Origin of the sequence: Rhizobacter sp. J219 (genome assembly GCF_024700055.1) — a bacterium.
Taxonomy (GTDB): domain Bacteria; phylum Pseudomonadota; class Gammaproteobacteria; order Burkholderiales; family Burkholderiaceae_C; genus Rhizobacter.
Genome location: NZ_JAJOND010000001.1, coordinates 4,270,059 through 4,291,553 on the forward strand (window position 1 = coordinate 4,270,059; position 21,495 = coordinate 4,291,553).

The following is a 21,495-nucleotide window of genomic DNA, read 5'->3' on the forward strand; positions in this document are numbered from 1 at the left end:
TCGTTTGTGGCGTGAATCGACTCTACCGCTCGCCAGGCGCGCGGGTGTTCCGATAGCCGCACCAGGAACGCGGGGGCGGCATTCAGTTCGGGGGAGGCGGCGCCGATAACGAGCGGATGAACCTGGCCCAGACGGAGGTCCGCATGCGCTCTCGTTTCCTGTCCTGGTGGTGGCGACCCGGCATTGCTGCAATGCAGCGGCTGCGCCTGCCCGGCAAGCTGGCACTGCTCGCCGCGCCGCTGGTCGCGGTGGCGGTGCTGCTGCTGGTCGGTGGTGCCGCCGCGCGGCCGTTCGCCGCGGCGGCGGCCGCACTGTGGGTCTATGTGGCGCTGTGTTTCCACTTCAGCCTGAGCCACGCACTGCGTGCGCTCGACGAGATGGTGAAAGCGCTCTGCGCCGGCGACCTCACGCAGTCGCGTGTGCTGCCTGGTCGCGACGAACTGGCCGACATGGCGCGTGACATGGAGGCGATGACGCGCCGCTTCTCGCAGCTCGTGTCCACCATCCGCAGCGAGGCGCAACTGGTGGCGATGGCCGGCGACCGCCTCTCGCTGAGCGCGCACGAGCTGCACGACCGCACCGAAGCGCAGGCGAAGAGCCTGCACCAGACGTCGGAGAGCATGGCCTCGCTCGTGACCACCGTGCAGGTCAACGCGAGCGATGCGCAAGAGGCCGACGGCCTGGCCGCCAGCGTGCGCCATGCAGCCGAAGGCGGCACGGCGATCGTGGCCTCGGCCGTGCAGTCGATGCAGGGCCTGGAGCAGCGCTCGGGCCAGATGACCGACATCATCGGCGTCATCAACGGCATCGCCTTCCAGACCAACATCCTCGCGCTCAACGCCGCGGTGGAAGCGGCGCGTGCCGGCGAGGCGGGGCGCGGCTTCGCGGTGGTGGCGAGCGAGGTGCGCACGCTCGCGCAGCGCTGCGCGCAGGCGGCCACCGAGGTGAAGGTGCTGATCGAGGGCTCGGCCGCCGAGGTGACGACGAGCATGTCGCGCATCCGCGAGGCCAGCCAGTCGCTGCAGTCGGTGATGCGCGGCATTGCGCAGGTGGCCGACAAGGCGCGCGTGATCTCCGAATCGAGCGCCGCGCAGCAGAGCGGCCTGCAGGGCATGGAGCATTCGGTGCAGAGTCTGGACGGCATCACCCAGAGCAACGCCCGCATGGTCGACAGCTCGGTGAAATCGGCCGAGCGCCTGCGCGAGCAGGCGCGCCAGCTGTCGGCGAGCGTGGGCACGATGAAGCTGCGTCAGGGCTGTGCCGACGAAGCGCGTGCGCTGGTGGAGAAGGCCGCGTCCCTGATCGCCAGCAGCGGCCTGCAGACGGCGGTGGCGCGTTTCCACACCCGCGACGGTGGCTTCGTCGACCGCGACCTCTTCATCATCGTGCTCGACCGCAAGGGCTATTTCCGCGCCTTCGGCATGGACCCGAGCAAGGCCGACAAACCCGCTGTGGCCGCGCCCGGCGTCAACATCGACGAGCTGAACGCCAAGACCTTTGCCGCGGCCGATGCCGGCGGCGGCTGGATCGAGTTCAGGAGCCTGCACCCGCAGACGAAGGTGCCGGTCGAGAAGATGGCCTACGTGATGCCGGTGGGCGCTGAGCTGGTGGTGATGTGCAGCGTCAACAGGACCGACGGGTCGGGTGTCGGCAGTGCCGCCACCGCGGTGCCGGCGGCGGCGCTGGCGCGAGCCTGAAGATTCTCTGGCGACGCGCCGGAACTCGCGGCGCCGATCGGGTCACCAAGCGGGTTTCCACCACGCGAAAGACGACCCGATGAAATGCCCGTCCTGCCCCGATGCAACGCTCGCCATGACCGACCGGCAAGGCGTCGAGATCGACTACTGCCCGCAGTGCCGCGGTGTCTGGCTCGACCGTGGCGAGTTGGACAAGCTGATCGAACGCTCGGCGCGGGAAGCAGCGCCGCCGCAGCCCGCGGCCGTGCAGCCGGTGCGCCGGCCGGAGTTCGAGGACTCCGACTTCCGCAAGCACGGCCACGGCGGCTACCCGCGCCGCAAGTCGTGGCTGTCCGACATCTTCGATTGAGCCGCCTGCCCGGCTGAGCCCGGCCGGCTGCCGCGAGGCGCCGGCCGTGTGCCGTCAGGCGCGTGTCACTGGCAGCTGAAGCTGGCCGCCAGGTTCACATCGCCGGTGCCGTTGTAGCGCGCCACCTTGGGGTAGGGGCACAGCGGCCGGGTGCGGCTGGCACCCCAGGCGGTCGGCACTTCGAGGTTGGCGCCGGCGGCGTTGCCGGTGCCGCGGGCGGTGGCGGTCACCGCTTCGGGCACGGTGCCCTGCTCGACCCACGCCACCAGCGGCGTCAGCATGTCGAACTGGTCGGTGGACGGGCCGCCCGAGCAGTGCGCCATGCCGGGCACGCGGTAGAACTTCGCGAAGTCGCTCGCGTCACCGCCGTTGCGGCCGCGCACGCCGTCGTACCAGGCCTTGGTGTCATCCACCGAGAAGATCGGGTCGGCCACGCCGTGGTAGACCATCACCTTCGCACCACGGTTCTTCAGCGTGGAGAGCTGCGTCGGGTTGGGCGGCGTCATGAAGCTCATCGCCGACTCGGTGTAGGTTGCGTTCGTCGTCTCGATCCACTGCAGTGCGAGGTCGATGTTCAAGTTGAGCGCGAAGGCCGCGCCGTTGAAGCCGGCCACGGGCTCGGGCGGCACCTTCCAGATCTGGGCGACGCCGCCGGTGTCGAGCAGCACCGGGGCGGTGAACTCCCAGAACGGAATGCCGCCACTCGCGATGCCCGGGTCGTAGGGGAAGCTCGCGTAGAACGAACGGCCGGTGCTGGTCGTCGCGCCACTGAAGATCGGCGCGATGGCGACCTTCTGCGAGGTGGTGAGGCAGCTGCCGTCGCGGGCGCCGGTGCAGGTGGGCACGTCGGTCGCGAAGTTGAAGGCGGTGCGGCAGGCTTCCACGTCCTGCACCAGGCCGTCGGTGGCGCCGTCGAGCGCGTCGCAGCGGGCGAGCACCGCGTTGGCGACGGTGGTGCGCTCGGCGGCGGTGAAGGCGTTGGCAAGGTTGGCCGGGTCGATCAACGCATATCGCTGCGCACCGAAGATGTTGGCAATCGCCGCTTTGGGAAGGTTGTAGCCTGGTGCGCCGGCGAGGAAGCCGTCGTACTGCTCGGCGAAGCGGCTCATCGCCACCATGGTGTGGCGCCCACCGTTGGAGCAGCCGCCGATGTAGGAGCGGTCAGGCTGCTTGCCGTAGGCGGTCTGGATCAGGCTCTTGGCCATGGGCGTGAGCTTCTGCACCGCCTGGTAGCCGTAGTCGAGGCGGGCCTGCGGGTCGATGCCGAAGTTGGGGCCGAGCGCGGCGCTGTGGCCGGCGTCGGAGCTGATCACCGCAAAGCCCATGTGCAGCGCATTCGTGAGGCCGGCGCCCCCGTTGACCGCGCCGGTGGCGGTGACGACGTTGCCGTCGATGCCGCCGTTGGCCTGGTAGAAGAATCGGCCGTTCCAGTTGTTCGGCAGGCGCATCTCGAAGCCGATCGCGTAGGCGTTGTTGTCGACGCTGCTGGTGCGCGGGTACATCGAGCCGACCACGCGACAGTGCTGCGCGATCGGCTGGCCGCCCACCGTCAGCGTGCCGGCGGGCACGTCGGTGGTGGAGGTGATGGTCGTGTTGGCGAACGTGAGGCGCGACGCGAGGTCGGCGCAGGTGCCGCTCAGCGTGGCCGGCGTGGCGGCGGCGAGGCGCGGCAAGCCGGCCGGTTCGTCGTCGTTGCCGCCACAGCCGGCGAGTGCGGCGAGCAAGGTGGTGGCCGCCAGCGCGGCTGGTGAAAGTCGTGGTGCGTGCATGCGATGTCTCCTGGCGATGGCCGCTCTGTGTGGCAGCTCGGAAGTCCCTAAGGCGTGCGTTCCGGCGTGGCGACATCTTGCCGAATTGCTTATTGAATTTAAGTAATTGGAGGGTGTGCCGTTTGCGGGCTATCCCGCAGTCGGCGTAGGTCCGTGCGATAACCAGGAGCCCTGCGCGCAGAGCGGAATGTTTTGGATGCCCGCCGCTTTATTGCTTATGGGTCGACAGTGCTTCCGGGCCCCCCGCGTAATACCGGTAGGCCGCCGTCTCCCGTGCGGCTAAGTTCAAAGACCAAACAACCAACAAGGCCCGACCGGGCCGAAGGAGACAGCACCATGAAGACCTGGAAGGTTCAGGCCGTCTCTGCCGCCAGCGTGTTCCTGCTGGCCGCATGTGGTGGCGGCAGTGATGGGGGCCGTGAGGCCAGCGACAGCGATGACGGTGCGCGCGAGACGGCGCAGTCCGCAGGATCGGATGCGCGCGACGGCGAGCGCGGCAACCACGGCAGCGACCGCCACGGGCCGGTCGAGCTGACCGTGCTCTCCAGTCCGCCGCAATACGTGTCGGGCGGCGATGCGCGCATCGCGGTGCGCGCGCCCGCGGGGCTGCGCGACAAGCTGGACCTGTGGGTCAACGGCAAGCGCGTGCGCGGCGTGCTCGCGCCCACCGCCGAGGGCCTGGAAGGCGTGGTCACCGGCCTGGTGGAAGGCCGCAACGTGCTGGAGGTGCGGCACAAGGTGCTGGGCTCGTTGCTGCGCGACCGCCTCGTGCTCACCAACCACCCCATCACCGGCCCCATCTTCTCGGGCCCGCAGCAGGAGCCCTTCGTCTGCACCACCACGCAAGGCGCGGTGGGCCGGCAGCCGCTGGTCGAGTCGGCCACAGGCCCTGGCTTCCCGGTGTTCGACGCGAGCGGCGCACGCATCGGCTACAGCAAGACCTGCTCGATCGAGACCTTCGTCAGCTACGTGTACCGCAGCACCGCCAACCAGTGGCGCCCGCTGCCCACCGACGGCTCCACGCCCGCCGACATGGCGAAGACCACGCTCGCCGACGGACGCGAGGTCGACTTCATCGTGCGCCAGGAGCGCGGCACCATCAACCGCTTCCTCTACAGCTTCGCGATGCTCGCCCTGCGCGGCGAGAACCCCGCCTCGCCCGACCTGAGCCTGTGGAACAAGCGGCTGCAGTACTGGTTCCAGGGCGGCGTGGCGGTGGGCCACACGCAGGGCACGCTGCATGGCGGCGCGATGAACGCCGACATCCTGCGCACCGGCACGGCCATCGTGCATTCGAGCGGCAACAACACCGGCACGCACTACAACCTGCGGCTGGCCGCCGAGACCGCGATGATGACCAAGGAGCGCTTCGTCGAGCGCTACGGCGTGCCGCTCTACACCTACGGCCTGGGCGGCTCGGGCGGTGCGATCCAGCAATACATCCTGCAGCAGAACCAGCCGGGCATCCTCGACGCCGCGCTGCCGGTGCAGTCGTACCCCGACATGGTCACGCAGACCATCCACGTGGGCGACTGCGAGCTGCTCGAGCACTACATGGACGCGACCGACCGCACCAATCCGAAGTGGCGCGTCACGAAGAACCGCAGCTGGCTCGTCGGCTTCAACGCCGAGGAAGGCTTCGCGCGTGTCAACGATGCGCTCGCGCCGCTCAAGACCGCGCTCGGCTACAGCACGGCGCCGGGCACCACCGAGTGCGTGCCGGCCTGGCGCGGCCTCACGCCGCTGGCGATGAACCCCTGGTACGGGCAGGCGCCGAACCAGCAGCTCTACGAGCCGCAGAGCGCCATCGCCGCCATCCGCTGGACGCACTACGACGACCTGCGCAACGTCTACGGCGTCGACGCCACCGGCGCGGCCCGCCCGACCTGGGACAACGTCGGCGTGCAGTACGGCCTGCGCTCGCTGAAGGACGGCAGGATCACGCCCGACGAGTTCCTCGACCTCAACTTCAAGGTCGGAGGCTGGAAGCACCCGAGCGACATGGTGCAGGAGGGCTTCCCCTTCTTCGGCACCTCGCAGGCCGAGATCAACCGTGCGCTCACCGAGCCGGGTTACTTCGACCCGTGGAGCCGCCGCAACATGCGCTTGAGCCCCGCGCCCGACCAGCGGGCGCCGCGCACGAAGGGCGACCCGATCGCCACACGTGCGGCCTACACCTCGGGCCATGTGTTCGATGGCGAGCTCTCGCTGCCCACCATCGACCACCGCCAGTACATGGAGCGCGAAGCCGACATGCACAACTCGCACCAGTCGTTCGCGGTGCGAAAGCGTGTGCTGGAAAAGATGGGCCGCGCCGACCACCTGGTGATCTGGTTCACCGACACCATGCCCGGCCAGCCGAAGGCGAGCCAGTCGATGGAGGCGATTGCGGTGATGGACGAGTGGATGGCCAACATCCGCGCCAACCCGAAGAAGGGCATCGCCCGCAACCGGCCCGCGCGGGCGGTCGACAGCTGCTTCGACGTGCACGGCCAGCTCATCTACGCCGGTGACGACGCGTGGAACGGCATCCTCGACAGCTTGCCCCCGGGCCCGTGCACGCAGCGCTTCCCGCTCTACGGCACCTCACGCACCGTGGCCGGCGCGCCGATCGAAGGCGGGATCTACCAGTGCGCGCTCAAGCCGGTCGAGCGTGCGTTGGTCGACGGCACCTATGCGCCGTGGATGCCCAACGCGGAGGCGGTGGCGAAGCTCAAGCAGATCTTCCCGGAGGGGGTGTGCGACTACAGCCGGCCCGACCAAGCCCGGCCCCGCAAGCACCACCACTGAGCGCGCGTCACTTCAGCGGCCTGGCATGCCGCATCGCATCCGCCAGGCCGCCCCATGTTTCCTGGAAGATCCCCGGGTCCATGGTGCGCACGTTCTTCATCACCGGCTTGAAGTCCATGTGCGCGAGTACGTCGCGCTCGAGGTCGATGCCGGGCGCAACCTCGGTCAGCTCCAGGCCGTCGGCGGTGAGGTGGAACACCGCGCGCTCGGTGATGAAGAGCACCGTCTGATCGCGCTGCACCGAGCCCGGGCCGCTGAAGGTGATCTGCTCGACCTGCGAGATGAACTTGCGGTGCGCGCCTTCCTTCGTCACCTTGAGCAGGCCGCCGCCGATCTGAAGCTCCAGCCCGTCGGCGGTGAAGGTGCCGCAGAAGACGAGCTTTTTCGCACTCTGCGTGATGTTGATGAAGCCGCCGCAGCCCACCGGCCGGCCGCTGAACTTGCTGACGTTGACGTTGCCGCTCGCATCGGCCTGCGCGAGGCCCAGGCAGCTCACGTCGATGCCGCCGCCGTCGTAGAAGTTGAACTGCAGCGGCTGCTCGATGATCGACTCGGCGTTGAGCGAGAGCGCGAAGTCGCCGCCCATCTGCGGCACGCCGCCGTTGACGCCGGACTCGACTGACAGCTCGAAGGCATCGCCCAGGCCTTCTTCATGGGCCACCGCCGGCACGCCCGCCGGCACGCCAATCCCGAGGTTCACCACTGCGCCCTCGATCAGCTCGGCGGCGGCGCGGCGGGCGATCACCTTGCGCGCATCGAGCGGCATCGGCTTCATGGCGCTCACCGGCACGCGGATGTCACCGGCCAGCGCCGGGTTGTACTGCGTGCTGATGGTCTGCATGTGGTTCTCGGGCTTGCCGATCACCACGTGGTCGACGACGAGGCCCGGCACCTTCACCGACTTCGGGTGCAGCGAGCCCGCCTTCACGATGCGCTCGACCTGTGCGATCACGATGCCGCCGTTGGCCTTCACCGCCTGCGCGACCGAGAGGGTTTCGAGCAGCACGCCTTCCTTGTCCATCGAGAGGTTGCCCTTCTCGTCGGCGAGCGTGGCGCGGATCAGTGCCACGTCGACCTTGGGCGACGGGTAGAAGAGCCACTCTTCACCGGCGAACTGCACCACTTCGTTCAGGCTCACGGTGGTGGCGGCGTTCATCTTGCCGCCCTCGATGCGAGGGTCGACGAAGGTGCCCAGACCGACCTTGGTCAGCAAGCCCGGCGTGCGCGCCGCGATGTGCTTGGGCAGGTTGGCGAGCGAGCCCTGCGGGAAGTTGTAGGCCTCGATCTCGCCGGCCATCACCATCTTCATCAGGTTGGCGCCGCATTGCCCGTAGTGGCCGGCGATCATGCGCTTGAGCAGGCCGGGGTGGGCGAAATGCACCATGCCGCCATCCTTCGCGTTGCCGATCGCGCCCGAGGCCCAGGTGGTGATGTTCTTCGGGTGGCCGCTCTCCAGGTAACGCGCCTCGATCGCTTTCGCGATCTCTTCAGCGAAACCCATCATCGCCAGGCCACCCAGCCACACCGTGGCGCCATCGGGGATCAGGCCGGCCGCGGCCTTTGCGTCGATCAGTTTGCTCATGGGGTCGTCCTTGGGTGCGCAGGGTGGGTAAATGTTTATGTTATTGAACTATATAACGCACAATCCTAGGGTAAACACTAGGGCTTCTGCCATAGCTGAAACTTGCGCGGCCGGAGTGCGCCTCCTAAGATGGCAACATCGAAAAGTAGTTTTATCTTTTAACTAAATTGTTGGCGATCGCCACCAACCCGAGCATGAGCACAGATTTCCGCCCCGCCACCGGCCTGCTGGCCTCGCTCGACCTGCTGCAGGTGAGCCAGGCCGGCCCGGTGCTGCACCTCCGCCTCAACCGCCCGGCCAAGCGCAACGCCATCTCCGACACGCTGATTCAGCAACTCCACACCGCCTTCGTCAACCTGCCGGATGACGTGCGCGTGGCCATCGTCAGCGGCGAGGGCGATCACTTCTGCGCCGGCCTCGACCTGTCCGAACTCGTCGAGCGCGACGTGGGCGAGGGCGTGCTGCACTCCCGCATGTGGCATGCGGCCTTCGACCAGGTGCAGTTCGGCCGTGTGCCCGTGGTCGCGGTGCTGCACGGCGCGGTGGTCGGCGGTGGCCTGGAGCTGGCCTCGTCCACCCACATCCGCATCGCCGAAGCCTCGGCGTACTTCGGGTTGCCCGAAGGCCAGCGTGGCCTTTTCGTCGGCGGTGGCGGCTCGGCACGCATCCCGCGACTGATGGGCGTGGCGCGCATGGCCGACATGATGCTCACCGGCCGTGTCTACGACGCGCAGGAAGGACTGGCCGCCGGCCTCGTGCAGTACGTGGTGCCGCAAGGCGAGGGCTTCGCCAAGGCCTACGAACTCGCGCAGCGCATCGCGCAGAACGCGCCGCTGTCGAACTACGCCGTCACGCACGCGCTGCCGCGCATTGCCGACCAGTCGCAGTCCGAGGGCTTGTTCACCGAGTCGCTGATGGCCGCGGTGGCCGAGTCGACACCCGATGCCAAGGAACGCTTGAAGGCCTTCCTGGAAAAGCGCGCCGGGAAGGTGGTGAAGTCGTGAGCGCCAGGTATCGGCACGCATCCGTCGGTGGCGCCATCAGCGCCACCCTGGAAACGCGCGCCGATGGCATCAAGGTGCTGCGCTCGACCGAGGCGCTCGGCGCCTATCCGGTGCGCCTCACCGACCGGCTGGAGCAGTGGGCCGCCGAGGTGCCGGATCGCACCTTCGTCGCCAAAAGGGTGAACGGCGGCGACTGGCGCCGCATCAGTTACGCCGACATGCTGGCCCGCGCCAAAGCCATCGGCCAGGCGCTCGTCGACCGCCAGCTTTCGGTCGACCGCCCGGTGGTCATCCTCTCCGACAACGACCTCGAACACCTCACGCTCGTGATGGGCGCGCTGTGGGTCGGCGTGCCGCACGCCACCGTCTCGTCGGCCTACTCGGTGGTCGCGCAGGACTACGGCAAGCTGCAGTACATCCTCGACAAGCTCAACCCGGGTCTGGTGTTCGCAAGCGATGCCAAGGCCTATGCGCGGGCGATCGATTGCTGCGTGCCAGCCGACACGGAAGTCGTGCTGACGCAGGGCGATCTGCCCGGCCGCAAGACCACACGCTTCGACGCGCTGCTCGACACCGCCTGCGGCACCACGGGCGAAGCCGCGCACGCCAAGGTCGACGCCGACACCATCGCCAAGTTCATGTTCACCTCCGGTTCGACCAAGCACCCCAAGGGCGTGGTCGTGACGCAGCGCATGTGGTGCAGCAACCAGCAGATGCTGCGCCAGTCGATGGCGTTCCTGGCCGAGCAGCCGCCGGTGCTCGTGGACTGGCTGCCCTGGAACCACACCTTCGGCGGCAACCACAACGTCGGCATCACGCTCTACAACGGCGGCACGATGTACATCGACGACGGCAAGCCCACGCCCAAGGGCATCGCCGAGACGCTGCGCAACCTGCGCGAGATCCAGCCCACCGTCTACTTCAACGTGCCCAAGGGCTTCGACGAGATCGCGTCGGCGATGAACACCGATGTCGCGCTGCGCGAGTCCTTGTTCAAACGCGTGGCCGCCTTCATGTGCGGCGGCGCCGGCATCTCGCAGGCCACGTGGAACCTGCTCGACCAGCACGCCGAAGCGACGGTGGGCGAGCGCATCCGCGTCATCGGCGGGCTGGGCATGACCGAGACCGCCCCCTCGTGCACCTTCGTGCTCGGCACCGATGCCCGTGCCGGCTTCATCGGCCTGCCGTGCCCCGGCGTCGACGTGAAGCTCGTCCCGCTGGGCGACAAGACCGAGGTGCGCTTCCGCGGCCCCAACGTCATGCCGGGCTACTGGCGCGACGAGGACAACACCGCCCGCGCCTTCGACGACGAAAGCTTCTACTGCACCGGCGATGCGGTGACCTGGGTCGATGCGAACGACCACAACAAGGGCCTGATGTTCGACGGTCGCATCGCCGAAGACTTCAAGCTCTCCACCGCCACCTTCGTGAGCGTGGGACCGCTCAAGGCCGCGGTGGTGTCGCAGGGTGCCCCGCTGGTGCAGGACGTGGTCATCACCGGCCTCAACCGCGACGAGGTGGGCGCGCTCGTCTTCCCGCGCATGGAAGAGTGCCGCCACCTCGCCGGCCTGCCCGATGAGGCGTCGACGGAAGAGGTGCTCACGCACCCCAAGGTCGTCGACTTCTTCCAGGCACTCGCCAACAAGCTCTGGGCCCGCGGCACCGGCAGCGCCAACCGCATCGCACGCCTGCACGTGCTGCGCGAACCGCCTTCCATCGACCGCGGCGAGATCACCGACAAGGGTTCGATCAACCAGCGCAATGTGCTGACGCACCGGGCGGCGGTGGTCGATGCGCTCTACGACGGCAGCGTGGCGGGCCTGATCCTGCCGCGCACCTGAACCACTTTCAAGGAACACACCATGGCCAGCAAAGGCTTCTTCGGCGGCTTCGACGACATCTGGATGATCGACGGCGTGCGCACGCCGATGGTTGACTACTGCGGCGAGCTCGGCGCGGTGAGCGCCACCGACCTCGGCATCAAGGTCGCCCGCGAGGTGCTCGCCCGCACCGGCGTGCCGGCTGCCGACATCGGCTCGGTGATCGCCGGCAACATGGCGCCGAGCGACTTCTTCCAGTTCATGTACCCGCGTCTCGTGGGTCTCTACGCCGGGGTGCCGGTGGAAGTGCCCGCGATCATGGTGCAGCGCATCTGCGGCACCGGCTTCGAACTCTTCCGCCAGGCTGGCGAGCAGATCAGCAACGGCTACTGCGATGCGGCGCTGGTCGTCGGCGCGGAGTCAATGACGCGCAACCCGATCGCCGCCTTCACCCACCGCACCGGTTTCAAGCTCGGCGCGCCGGTGGAGTTCAAGGACTTCATGTGGGAAGCGCTGATCGACCCGGCGCCGAACATCACCATGATCCAGACAGCCGAGAACCTGGCCAAGAAGTACGGCATCACGCGCGCCGAGGTCGATGCGTATGCCTCGCGCTCGTTCGCCCGCGCGGTCGCCGCGCAGGAAGAAGGCTTCTTCGCCGGTGAGATCTGCGCCGTCACGCCCGAGACCTTCAAGCTCGACGGCTATGCCGACCGCCACATCGAGCTGCCGCGCAAGGTCGAGAAGCTCGACCGCGACACCCACGTGCGCCCCTCGCCGCTGGAAGTGCTGGCCAAGCTGCGCACGGTGTACCCGGGCGGCGTGCAGACCGGCGGCAACAGCTCGGCGCTGGTCGATGCGGGTGCGGCGGCCGTGGTCGCGAGCGGCACCTACGTCAAAGCCCACAAGCACAAGCCTCTCGCACGCGTGCTCGCCGCCGCTGCGGTCGGCGTGCCGCCCGAGATCATGGGCATCGGCCCGGCCCCCGCGATCCGCCTGCTGCTGGAGCGCACCGGTCTCAAGCTCGACGACATCGGCCGCTTCGAGATCAACGAAGCGCAAGGCGCGCAGACCCTCGCCGTCGCCAAGGAACTCGGCCTCGACCAGGACCGGCTCAACGTGCACGGCGGCGCCATCGCGCTCGGCCACCCGCTCGCCGCCACCGGCGTGCGGCTCACGATCACCGTGGCCCGTGCGCTGCGCAAGAGCGGCCTGCGCTACGGCATCTCGTCGGCCTGCGTGGGCGGTGGACAAGGCATCGCGCTGCTGCTTGAAAACCCTGACGCCGCGTGATCGGCCCATACGTTCAACTCACACACCCATCATGAAGATCCAAGGACAAGCAGCCCTCGTCACCGGCGGAGCCTCGGGCCTCGGTGCGGCCACCGCGCGTGAGCTCGCGCGCCGCGGCGCCAAGGTCGCGATCCTCGACCTCAACACCGCGCTCGGCGAGAAGGTTGCAGCCGAGATCGGCGGCATCGCGCTCAAGTGCGACATCACCGACACCTATTCCGTCACCGCTGCGCTCGACGCCGCCGAGAAGGCCCACGGCCCGGCGCGCATCGTGATGAACATCGCCGGCATCGGCACCGCCAAGCGGGTGGTGCAGAAGGATGGTTCCCCCGCGCCGCTGGAAGACTTCGAACGCGTGATCCGCGTCAACCTGATCGGCACCTACAACGTGATCCGCCTCGCGGCCGCGCGCATCGTGGCGCTTGAAGCTTTGGAAGATGGCGAGCGCGGTGTGTTCGTCAACACCGCCTCGGCCGCGGCCTTCGACGGCCAGGTCGGGCAAGAGGCCTACTCGGCGTCGAAGGGCGGCCTCGCCGCGATGACGCTTCCACTCGCCCGCGACCTCGCGCAGTTCGGCGTGCGCGCCTGCACCATCGCCCCGGGTCTCTTCCTCACCCCGTTGCTGGCCGAGCTGCCGCAAGCGGTGCAGGAGTCGCTCGCGGCCAGCATCCCCTTCCCCAAGCGCCTGGGCAAGCCCGAAGAGTTCGGCCACCTCGCGGCCAGCATCGTCGAGAACCTGTCGCTCAACGGCGAGGTGATCCGCCTCGACGGGGCACTGCGCATGGCCGCCCGCTGATCCCCTTCGAGACATGCCCCGCACCACCACCTACAGCGTGACCGTGCAGTTCGGCGACTGCGATCCCGGGGGCATCGTGTTCTTCCCGAACTTCTGCCGATGGATGGACGCGGCCTCGCTGACCTTCTTCATGCAATGCGGCGTGAAGCCGTGGCGTACCCTGGAAAACGAGCGCGGCATCGTGGGAACGCCGCTGCTGGAGATCCACACCAAGTTCCACAAGACCGCGACCTACGGCGACACGCTCACCGTGCACACGCACATCGACGATTGGCGCCGCGTGGCCTTCACCCAGGTGCACCGCGTGACGCGTGGCGACGAGCTGATCTGCGAAGGCCGCGAGGTGCGCGCCTTCGTGACACGCGACCCGCACGACCGCGAGCGCCTGCGTGCGATCCCCGTCCCCGAAGACATCCAAGCCCTGTGCAGTTGAGCCGTTGACCCGCGTTCCTTCAAGCCCACTTTCATCACTGGAGACAAGACACATGAAAGCCTTCCGACCTCTCGCCCTGGCCCTGGCCACCCTGTTCGCCGCGGGTGCGGCCCAGGCCGACATCACCATCGGCGTGGTGCTCCCCCTCACCGGGCCGGGCAACGGCCTGGGCATTCCCGTCAACAACTACGTGAAGCTGTGGCCGACGAGCATCGCCGGCGAGAAGCTCAACGTCATCGTGCTCGACGACGCGAGCGACCCCACCAAGGGCGTGCAGAACGCCAAGAAGCTCGTCACCGAAGACAAGGTCGACCTGCTGGTGGGCTCGGCCGTGACGCCGGTCGCCATCGCGATGGCCGGTGTGGCCGCCGAAGCGCAGACGGTGCAGCTGATGATGTCGCCTGCCAACCTGCCGGCTGGCCGCGACACCTGGTCGTTCCGCCTGCCGCAGAGCAACGCCGTGATGGCCCATGCGCTCATCGAGCACATGAAGAAGAAGGGCATCAAGCAGATCGGCTTCCTCGGCTACACCGATGCCTACGGTGAAGGCTGGCTCAACGACTTCAAGGCTGAGTCGGCCAAGCTGGGCGGCCCGCAGATCGTGGCGGTGGAGCGCTTCGCGCGCCCCGACACCAGCGTGACCGCGCAGGCGCTCAAGCTGGTCGCGGCCAACCCGCCGGCGATCCTCGTCGTCGCCTCGGGCAGCGGTGCCGCCATGCCGCACAAGGGCCTGATCGAGCGTGGCTACAAGGGCACGATCTACCAGACCCACGCCGCGGCCTCGCGCGACCTGATGCGCATCGGCGGCAAGGACGTCGAAGGCTCCTTCGTCGTCTCGGGCCCGGCGGTCGCACCCGAGCAACTGCCCGATTCGCACCCGTCGAAGAAGCTCGCGCTCGACTTTGTTCAGAAGTACGAGAAGGCCTATGGCGCCGGCAGCCGCAACCAGTTCGGCGCGCACGGCTATGACGCCGTCATCGTGCTCGAGAAGGTGGTGCCGGTCGCGCTCAAGGCCGGCAAGCCGGGCACGCAGGCCTTCCGCACCGCGCTGCGCGATGCCATCGAGAACATGGGCCGCACGGTGCTGTCGCAAGGTGTGGTGACCTACTCGAAGGACAACCACTGGGGCTTCACGACGGAAACCGGCGTGATCCTCAAGGTGGTCAAGGGCGAGTGGGACGTTGAGAACTGAGCCCCCCAGTCGCTAACGCTCCTGCCCCCAGGGGGCGCCACCCGAGGGGCCCGGCAAAGCCGGTTCCCCCGGGCGTTGCTTGATCTTGGCCTTGCTTCGCTCGGCCATTTTTTGGTGTCGATCGAATCATGGACTTCTCTATCGCCAGCATCTTGACGCTGGATGGCGTCACCAACGGTGCCATCTATGCGCTGCTGGCCCTGGCCACCGTGCTGGTGTTTGCCATCACCCGGGTCATCTTCATTGCGCAGGGCGAGTTCGTCGCCTACGGCGCGATCACGCTGGCGATGCTGCAGAACGGCAACCCGGTGGGCAGCTTCTGGCAGCGGCACGGTGACTTGCCGGGCACGGTGTGGCTGCTGCTGGTGGTGGCGCTGATCGCGGTGGTGGTGGATGGCGTGCGCGGCAGCCGCCGCGGCCTGTCGTCGAGCCAGTTGCTGGTCGATGCGGCCAAGACGCTGGCGGTGCCGGTGCTGGTGTTTGCCGTGGCCTGGTTCGCCGGGCCTCGGGGCTGGCCGCTGTGGGCACAAAGCCTCTTCACGCTGGCCGTCGTCACCCCGCTCGGGCCGCTGGTGTATCGCCTGGCGTATGAGCCGGTCGCGGATGCGAGCGTGCTGGTGCTGCTCATCGTCTCGGTCGGCGTGCACTTCGCGCTCACGGGGCTCGGCCTTGTCTTCTTCGGCGCGGAAGGCTTCCGCAACCCGAGCTTCTGGGACGAGCGCTTCCAGATCGGCGCGATGACGGTGTCGGGCCAGGCCATCATCATCTTCATCGCGTCGATCGCGCTGATGGCCGCGCTCTTCGTTTTCTTCGAGCTGACGTTGCGCGGCAAGGCGCTGCGCGCGACGGCGGTGAACCGCCTCGGCGCGCGGCTGATGGGCATCTCGACCTCGGGTGCCGGCAAGCTGACGCTCGGCCTCGCCGCCTTCATGGGCGCGCTGTCGGGCTTGCTCATCGGGCCGACGACCACCGTCTTCTACGACTCCGGCTTCCTCATCGGCCTGAAAGGCTTCGTCGCCGCGATCTTCGGCGGCCTCGCGAGCTACCCGGCCGCCGTGCTGGGCGCGCTCTTCGTCGGCGTGCTGGAAAGCTTCGGCTCGTTCTGGGCGAGTGCCTTCAAGGAAGTGATCGTGTTCACCGTGATCATCCCGGTTCTGTTGTGGCGGTCGTTCCTGCACGGGCACGACGACGAAGAGTGATGACAGCCCCCCAGTCGCTTCGCTCCTGCCCCCAAGGGGCGCCGTTCCCCTTGGGGCGGCCCGGCGGGGAACCTCGGACAAAAACATGAACATCCGTCGCACCTCCCTCATCGTCTTCCTGCTGGCGCTGGCCGTGCTGCCGCTGCTGCCGGTGCCCGAGTTCTGGATCACCCAGGCCAACTACATCGGCCTCTATGCGCTCGTCGCGCTGGGCCTGGTGCTGCTGACCGGCGTGGCCGGCCTCACCTCCTTCGGCCAGGCGGCCTTTGTGGGCATGGGCGCGTACACCACCGCCTACCTCACCACCGCGCATGGCTTCTCGCCCTGGGTCACGGTGTGGATCGGCCTCGTGATCACCGCGGTGTTCGCCCTCGTGCTCGCCTGGGTCACGCTGCGCATGTCGGGCCATTACCTGCCGCTGGCCACCATCGCCTGGGGCCTGAGCCTGTACTACACGCTCGGCAACATCGACGCACTCGGCAAGTACGACGGCCTGCTCGGCCTGCCGGCGATCAACTTCTTCGGCACCGAGCTGAAGTCCGGCCGCAGCTTCTACTACCTGCTGTGGGTGATCGTGGTGCTGGCCTCGTTTGCCACGCTCCACTTGCTCGACTCGCGTATCGGCCGCGCGCTGCGCGCGGTGAAAGGCGGCACCACCATGGCCGAGGCGATGGGCGTCAACACCTTCCGCACCAAGGTGATGGCCTTCGTGATCGCGGCGCTCTTCGCGGCCGTGTCGGGCTGGCTCTTCGCGCACTTCCAGCGCACCGTGAACCCCTCGCCCTTCGGTCTGAACAAGGGCATCGAGTACCTCTTCATGGCGGTGCTCGGCGGCGTGGGCCATGTGTGGGGTGCCATCGTCGGTGCGGGCATCGTGAAGATCCTGGAAGAGCAGTTGCAGGTGTGGTTGCCCAAGCTCATGGGCAGCAGCGGCAACTACGAGGTGATCGTGTTCGGTATCGCGCTGGTGCTGGTGCTGCACTACGCCCGCGATGGCGTGTGGGCCTTCATCGAAGGCTGGCTGCCGCCGGTCAAGCGCAAGGTCGACTGGCACGACGCTGCGCCGCTCGTCGAGCAGACCAAGCCGCCGCAAGGTGAGCTGGTGCTCGACGTGAAGACCGTGCGCAAGCAGTTCGGTGGCCTGGTGGCGGTGAACGACGTGAGCTTTCAGGTCAAGGCCGGCGAGATCGTCGGCCTGATCGGGCCCAACGGGGCCGGCAAGTCGACGACCTTCAACCTCGTGACCGGGGTGCTGCCGGCGACGAGCGGTGAGGTGAGCTTCCGTGGCCAGCGCATCGACGGCATGGCGTCGCGCGACATCGCACGGCGTGGCCTGTCGCGCACCTTCCAGCACGTGAAGATGATTCCGACGATGACGGTGCTCGAGAACGTGGCGCTCGGCGCGCACCTGCGCGGCTCGCGCGGCGTGGCGTCGGCGATGCTGCGGCTCGACCGCGCCGAGGAGCGTTCGCTGCTGCGTGAAGCCGAGCGGCAGTTGAAGCGCATCGGCATGGAGCAGTACCTGCATGAGCAGGCGGGCAACCTGGCGATGGGGCCGCAGCGGCTGATGGAGATCGCGCGCGCGCTGTGTGCCGATCCGGCGCTCTTGCTGCTCGACGAGCCGGCTGCCGGTCTTCGGCACAAGGAGAAGCAGGCGCTGGTGGAGGTGCTGCGGCAGCTGCGTTCCGAAGGGTTGTCGATCCTTCTCGTCGAGCACGACATGGACCTGGTGATGCAGGTCACGGATCGGATCGTGGTGATGGAGTTCGGGACCAAGCTGATGGAGGGCACGCCTTCTGAGGTGCAGGCGTCGCCGGCTGTTCGTGCGGCTTATCTTGGGACGGAGCACTGAGTGGTCGATGCTCGTTCACTGCGCGTGGCGGCTTGCCGGGATTTCGCCCCGGCGGGCGACCATCTTTTCTTTGCATGCCCAAAGAAAAGAAGGCAAGAGAAAGGGCACCCCGTTCGCTTGGTCCGCCTAGGGCGGACTGCTCTGCGCTGCTCGGTCTTTGTGGGTCGGGCAGAACTCACTCCGCGAGCTTCGCTCGCTGCGTTCAAACAGCTGCCCGAAGTCAGAGGACGAAGCGCGCTATCGCGCGCCCCACAAAGCCCTGCGCTGCTCGACGGCTCTCAAGGGCCCCGGGATACCGCCGCCCGCTTCGCGGGCATCACACTCTCGACTCGCTTCGCCTCGTGCTTGAGCGAAGGTGAGGCGATGCGCAGCGAGCCGTGTCGCGCCGCTTCCCGTGGGTGGCGTCGAGGAGCGCAGGGCTTGAGGGGCGCGCGCGCAAGCGCGCTTCGTGAACTGACTTCGCGCCGCATGTCTGAACGTAGCGGCCAACGGCCGCGAAGTGAGTTCGGCGCGGCCCCTCAAGACCGAGCACCGCAGAGCAGTCCGGCCGCAGGCCGGGCCGCCACCGTCGGGTCGCCTTTCTTTGGTTACTTTCTTTGGCGAAGCAAAGAAAGTAACTCGGCCGCCGGGCCGAGACCCGGCATGCGGCCCACGCAGTGAAACAGGACATCCCATGACAAGCCCCTTGCTGAAAGTCAGCAACCTCCACGCCGCCTACGGCCACGCCGAAGTCCTCCACGGCCTCAGCTTCGAGGCCCAGCGAGGCAGCGTCGTCACCGTCATCGGCCCCAACGGCGCCGGCAAGAGCACCCTGCTCAACGCCCTGATGGGCGTGATGCCCGCCAAAGGCGACATCGCCTACGGCGGCAAGCCCATCGGCAAGCGCAGCCTCGAAGAACGTGTGATGCAAGGCATCGCCCTCGTCCCCGAAACGCGCGCCCTGTTCTCCACCATGCCGGTCGAAGACAACCTCCTCCTCGGCGCCTACCGACACGTGCGCCAGGGCCAGGCGCAGGCGCGCGAGACGATGGAGGAGGTCTTCACCCGCTTCCCGCGTCTCAAGGAGCGCCGCAAGCAACTCGCCGGCACGCTCTCGGGTGGCGAGCGCCAGATGCTGGCCGTCGGCCGCGCGCTGATGAGCAAGCCGCAGCTGTTGATGCTCGACGAGCCCTCCCTCGGCCTCGCGCCGCTGATCGTGAAGGAAGTGTTCAAGACCATCGCCGACCTGCGCGCCACCGGCGTGACCATCCTGCTCGTCGAGCAGAATGCTCGCGCCGCGCTCGACGTGGCCGATCACGGCTACGTGCTCGAGATGGGCGAGATCGCGCTCAGCGGCCCCGCCGCCGACCTGGCCAAGGACCCGCGCGTGATCGACACCTACCTCGGCGCCGCGCGCAAGAAGGCGGAAGCCTGAAGGCTCGGATATGTGGCAGTACCAACCCCCTCTGCGTGACATCCGCTTCGTCATCGAAGAGCTGCTGAACCTGCCCGCGCAGTGGGCGCAGATGCCCGCCTTCGCCGAGGTCGACGCGGCCACTGCGCGACAGGTGGTCGAAGAGGCCGGCAAGTTCGCCGCCGATGTGCTGGCCCCGCTCAATGCGGTGGGCGACCTCGAAGGCTGCACGCTGAAGGACGGCGCCGTCACCACCCCACGCGGCTTTCGCGAGGCCTACCAGGCCTTCGTGCAGGCCGGCTGGCCCGCGCTCGCCTGCGACCCGGCGGTGGGCGGGCAGGGCCTGTCGCAGTCGCTCAACGCGGTGCTGCACGAGATGCTCAACTCGGCCAACCACGCCTGGACCATGTACCCCGGCCTGCTGCCTGGGGCCTACGAGAGCCTGCTGGCGCACGGCACCCCGGCGTTGCGCGAGCAGTACCTGCCGAAGGTGGTGAGCGGCGAGTGGTTGTCCACCATGTGCCTCACCGAAGCCCATGCCGGCTCCGACCTCGGCCTCCTGAAGACACGCGCCGCGCCACAGGCCGATGGAAGCTTCCGCGTGCGCGGCACGAAGATCTTCATCTCGGGCGGCGAACACGACCTCACCGACAACATCGTGCACATGGTGCTCGCCCGCATCGCCGACGCACCGGCTGGCACCAGGGGCCTCTCGCTGTTCCTCGTGCCGAAGGTGATGCCCGATGGCACGCGCAACGCGCTGCGCTGCGATGGCGTGGAAAAGAAGATGGGCATCAAGGGCAGTGCCACCTGCGTGATGAGCTTCGAGGGCGCCACCGGCTGGCTCGTCGGCGAGGCGAACCGGGGCCTCGCCGCCATGTTCGTGATGATGAACGCGGCGCGCCTGCATGTGGCGCTGCAGGGCGTGGGGCATGCCGAGAGTGCCTATCAGAACAGCCTGCGCCATGCGCAGGAGCGCCTGCAGATGCGCGCGCCGGTGCGCGATGCCGCACGCCAGGGCCACGAGGCCGACCCGATCGTGCTGCACCCCGCCGTGCGCCACAACCTGCTGCGCCAGCGTGCGCTGCTGGAAGGCGGCCGGCTGCTGGCCTACGAGACCGCGCACCTGCTCGACGTCGCCGAGCGCCACCCCGATGACGCCGTGCGCCACACCGCGCACGACGAGGTCTCGCTGCTCACGCCGATCTGCAAGGCCTTCCTCACCGACAACGGCAACGCCTCCGCGCAGGCCGCGCAGCAGGTCTACGGCGGCCACGGCTACATCCACGAGGTGGGCGTGGAGCAGTGCGTGCGCGACAGCCGCATCGCGCGCATCTACGAAGGCACCAACGAGATCCAGGCCATCGACCTGCTGGTGCGCAAGGTGATCGCCGATGGCGGCGTGAAGCTCGGCCGCTTGATCGCCCGCCTGCAGCGCGAGCTGCCCGGCAGCGACCTTGCCGCGCGGGTGCAGCCCTGGCTCGCCAACTGGCAGCAGGTCACGCAGCAGATCGTGCAGCAGGCGGCCCAGGACGCCGAGCTGCCCTACCGCGTGGCCGACGACTACCTGCGCCTGGCCGGCCTGCTGCTGCTGGCGCACGGCTGGGTGCGTGCCGAGGCCATCGCCGCGGTGCACACCTCGCCCTTCCACGCCGCCAAGCGCGAAACGGCGCAGTACTACCTCGACTACCTGCTGCCCGAAGCCAGCCTCTGCCTGGCGCGCATCCGTGCAGGGCAAAATCCGCTGCCTCAGCTCAGCCCCGCTTCAGCATGAACGCTCCGGATCTCGCGGCCGACGACACCCTCGAACCCCGCGCCCGCTCGGCCCCGCTTGACCAGTCGCGCCTCACCCACCTGATGGGCTACGCGGCCACGCGGGCGTCGGTCGCGCTCAAGAAGGTGTTTGCCAAGCACCTGGGGCCGCTGCACCTGAAAGCGGTGGAGTTCTCCATCCTCGTGCTCGTCGCCTCGAACGAGAACGTCAACCAGAAGCAGCTCGGCCAGGCGCTCGACGTCTCGCCGCCCAACCTTGCCGTCACGCTCGACCGCATGGTGGAGCGCGGCTGGGTCGAGCGGGTGCGCAGCACCGAAGACCGCCGCTCGCAGATCGTCGTGCTCACCAAGGCCGGCCAGCAGCTGGTGCAACGCGCCGAGAAGATCGCCGCGACGATGGAAAACGACGCCCTGTCGGTGCTCTCTCCAGCCGAGCGGCTGCTGCTGCTCGAGCTGCTGCTCAAGGTGTCGGGCGGCCGCCGTCGCGCCGGCAAGTGACGCCCCGCTGAGGCGGCTCGCGGGTGCCACGGCCCGCCGGACCGTCGATTCCTAC

General features: G+C 68.2%; 16 protein-coding genes. 14 read left to right on the plus strand and 2 right to left on the minus strand.

The window, feature by feature from the left end; translation table 11 throughout:
- The first annotated feature begins 143 nt into the window (after positions 1 to 143).
- Both LRS03_RS20240 and LRS03_RS20245 read left to right on the plus strand, forming a co-directional pair.
- Positions 144 to 1,697, plus strand: a complete 1,554-nt coding sequence (locus tag LRS03_RS20240; protein WP_257827748.1) for a methyl-accepting chemotaxis protein — start codon at positions 144 to 146, stop codon at positions 1,695 to 1,697.
- Between the two features lie 79 nt (positions 1,698 to 1,776).
- Positions 1,777 to 2,046 (plus strand): TFIIB-type zinc ribbon-containing protein, encoded by a 270-nt coding sequence (locus LRS03_RS20245; protein ID WP_257827749.1) that lies wholly within the window; start codon positions 1,777 to 1,779, stop codon positions 2,044 to 2,046.
- A 65-nt stretch (positions 2,047 to 2,111) separates the two neighbouring features.
- Here LRS03_RS20245 and LRS03_RS20250 read toward each other — a convergent pair whose 3' ends face one another.
- Positions 2,112 to 3,815, minus strand: coding sequence for a tannase/feruloyl esterase family alpha/beta hydrolase (locus LRS03_RS20250; protein WP_257827750.1), 1,704 nt, complete (start codon positions 3,813 to 3,815; stop codon positions 2,112 to 2,114).
- A gap of 336 nt (positions 3,816 to 4,151) precedes the next feature.
- Here LRS03_RS20250 and LRS03_RS20255 point away from each other — a divergent pair, with 336 nt between their 5' ends.
- Positions 4,152 to 6,605: a DUF6351 family protein gene (locus tag LRS03_RS20255; RefSeq protein WP_257827753.1), complete on the plus strand. Its 2,454-nt coding sequence runs from the start codon at positions 4,152 to 4,154 to the stop codon at positions 6,603 to 6,605.
- Between the two features lie 7 nt (positions 6,606 to 6,612).
- Here the strand turns inward: LRS03_RS20255 and LRS03_RS20260 are convergent, their stop codons facing one another.
- Positions 6,613 to 8,187, minus strand: a complete 1,575-nt coding sequence (locus LRS03_RS20260; protein WP_257827754.1) for an acyl CoA:acetate/3-ketoacid CoA transferase — start codon at positions 8,185 to 8,187, stop codon at positions 6,613 to 6,615.
- Between the two features lie 194 nt (positions 8,188 to 8,381).
- Here LRS03_RS20260 and LRS03_RS20265 point away from each other — a divergent pair, with 194 nt between their 5' ends.
- The 11 genes from LRS03_RS20265 (at position 8,382) to LRS03_RS20315 (ending at position 21,440) form a co-directional block, all read left to right on the plus strand.
- Positions 8,382 to 9,191 (plus strand): crotonase/enoyl-CoA hydratase family protein, encoded by an 810-nt coding sequence (locus LRS03_RS20265; RefSeq protein ID WP_257827755.1) that lies wholly within the window; start codon positions 8,382 to 8,384, stop codon positions 9,189 to 9,191.
- Positions 9,188 to 11,032, plus strand: a complete 1,845-nt coding sequence (locus tag LRS03_RS20270) for a feruloyl-CoA synthase (protein ID WP_257827756.1) — start codon at positions 9,188 to 9,190, stop codon at positions 11,030 to 11,032. Before LRS03_RS20265 ends, LRS03_RS20270 begins: the two co-directional genes overlap by 4 nt.
- Positions 11,033 to 11,053: 21 nt before the next feature.
- Positions 11,054 to 12,304 (plus strand): thiolase family protein, encoded by a 1,251-nt coding sequence (locus LRS03_RS20275; protein WP_257827757.1) that lies wholly within the window; start codon positions 11,054 to 11,056, stop codon positions 12,302 to 12,304.
- Positions 12,305 to 12,335: 31 nt separating this feature from the next.
- A complete protein-coding gene (locus LRS03_RS20280) occupies positions 12,336 to 13,100 on the plus strand; it encodes an SDR family NAD(P)-dependent oxidoreductase (protein ID WP_257827758.1) in 765 nt (254 codons plus the stop codon).
- Between the two features lie 13 nt (positions 13,101 to 13,113).
- On the plus strand, positions 13,114 to 13,533 hold the full coding sequence (locus LRS03_RS20285; RefSeq protein ID WP_257827759.1) for an acyl-CoA thioesterase: 420 nt from the start codon (positions 13,114 to 13,116) through the stop codon (positions 13,531 to 13,533).
- Positions 13,534 to 13,585: 52 nt separating this feature from the next.
- Positions 13,586 to 14,725 (plus strand): ABC transporter substrate-binding protein, encoded by a 1,140-nt coding sequence (locus LRS03_RS20290; protein WP_257827760.1) that lies wholly within the window; start codon positions 13,586 to 13,588, stop codon positions 14,723 to 14,725.
- Between the two features lie 128 nt (positions 14,726 to 14,853).
- Positions 14,854 to 15,924, plus strand: a complete 1,071-nt coding sequence (locus LRS03_RS20295; protein WP_257827761.1) for a branched-chain amino acid ABC transporter permease — start codon at positions 14,854 to 14,856, stop codon at positions 15,922 to 15,924.
- 85 nt (positions 15,925 to 16,009) lie between these two features.
- Positions 16,010 to 17,776, plus strand: coding sequence for a branched-chain amino acid ABC transporter ATP-binding protein/permease (locus LRS03_RS20300; RefSeq protein ID WP_257827762.1), 1,767 nt, complete (start codon positions 16,010 to 16,012; stop codon positions 17,774 to 17,776).
- Between the two features lie 673 nt (positions 17,777 to 18,449).
- Positions 18,450 to 19,190: an ABC transporter ATP-binding protein gene (locus tag LRS03_RS20305; protein WP_257827763.1), complete on the plus strand. Its 741-nt coding sequence runs from the start codon at positions 18,450 to 18,452 to the stop codon at positions 19,188 to 19,190.
- A gap of 10 nt (positions 19,191 to 19,200) precedes the next feature.
- Positions 19,201 to 20,943, plus strand: a complete 1,743-nt coding sequence (locus LRS03_RS20310) for an acyl-CoA dehydrogenase family protein (RefSeq protein ID WP_257827764.1) — start codon at positions 19,201 to 19,203, stop codon at positions 20,941 to 20,943.
- Positions 20,940 to 21,440, plus strand: a complete 501-nt coding sequence (locus LRS03_RS20315; protein WP_257827765.1) for a MarR family winged helix-turn-helix transcriptional regulator — start codon at positions 20,940 to 20,942, stop codon at positions 21,438 to 21,440. The genes LRS03_RS20310 and LRS03_RS20315 overlap by 4 nt, the downstream gene beginning before the upstream one ends.
- Positions 21,441 to 21,495 lie beyond the last annotated feature (55 nt).

Bases quoted from the DNA above. Each gene is read 5' to 3' on its own strand.
- LRS03_RS20260 (WP_257827754.1), bottom strand. From the start codon at position 8,187: ATGAGCAAACTGATCGACGCAAAGGCCGCGGCCGGCCTGATCCCCGAT.
- LRS03_RS20275 (WP_257827757.1), top strand. From the start codon at position 11,054: ATGGCCAGCAAAGGCTTCTTCGGCGGCTTCGACGACATCTGGATGATC.
- LRS03_RS20250 (WP_257827750.1), bottom strand. From the start codon at position 3,815: ATGCACGCACCACGACTTTCACCAGCCGCGCTGGCGGCCACCACCTTG.
- LRS03_RS20300 (WP_257827762.1), top strand. From the start codon at position 16,010: ATGAACATCCGTCGCACCTCCCTCATCGTCTTCCTGCTGGCGCTGGCC.
- LRS03_RS20265 (WP_257827755.1), top strand. From the start codon at position 8,382: ATGAGCACAGATTTCCGCCCCGCCACCGGCCTGCTGGCCTCGCTCGAC.
- LRS03_RS20290 (WP_257827760.1), top strand. From the start codon at position 13,586: ATGAAAGCCTTCCGACCTCTCGCCCTGGCCCTGGCCACCCTGTTCGCC.
- LRS03_RS20280 (WP_257827758.1), top strand. From the start codon at position 12,336: ATGAAGATCCAAGGACAAGCAGCCCTCGTCACCGGCGGAGCCTCGGGC.
- LRS03_RS20305 (WP_257827763.1), top strand. From the start codon at position 18,450: ATGACAAGCCCCTTGCTGAAAGTCAGCAACCTCCACGCCGCCTACGGC.
- LRS03_RS20310 (WP_257827764.1), top strand. From the start codon at position 19,201: ATGTGGCAGTACCAACCCCCTCTGCGTGACATCCGCTTCGTCATCGAA.
- LRS03_RS20245 (WP_257827749.1), top strand. From the start codon at position 1,777: ATGAAATGCCCGTCCTGCCCCGATGCAACGCTCGCCATGACCGACCGG.
- LRS03_RS20240 (WP_257827748.1), top strand. From the start codon at position 144: ATGCGCTCTCGTTTCCTGTCCTGGTGGTGGCGACCCGGCATTGCTGCA.
- LRS03_RS20315 (WP_257827765.1), top strand. From the start codon at position 20,940: ATGAACGCTCCGGATCTCGCGGCCGACGACACCCTCGAACCCCGCGCC.
- LRS03_RS20255 (WP_257827753.1), top strand. From the start codon at position 4,152: ATGAAGACCTGGAAGGTTCAGGCCGTCTCTGCCGCCAGCGTGTTCCTG.
- LRS03_RS20295 (WP_257827761.1), top strand. From the start codon at position 14,854: ATGGACTTCTCTATCGCCAGCATCTTGACGCTGGATGGCGTCACCAAC.
- LRS03_RS20285 (WP_257827759.1), top strand. From the start codon at position 13,114: ATGCCCCGCACCACCACCTACAGCGTGACCGTGCAGTTCGGCGACTGC.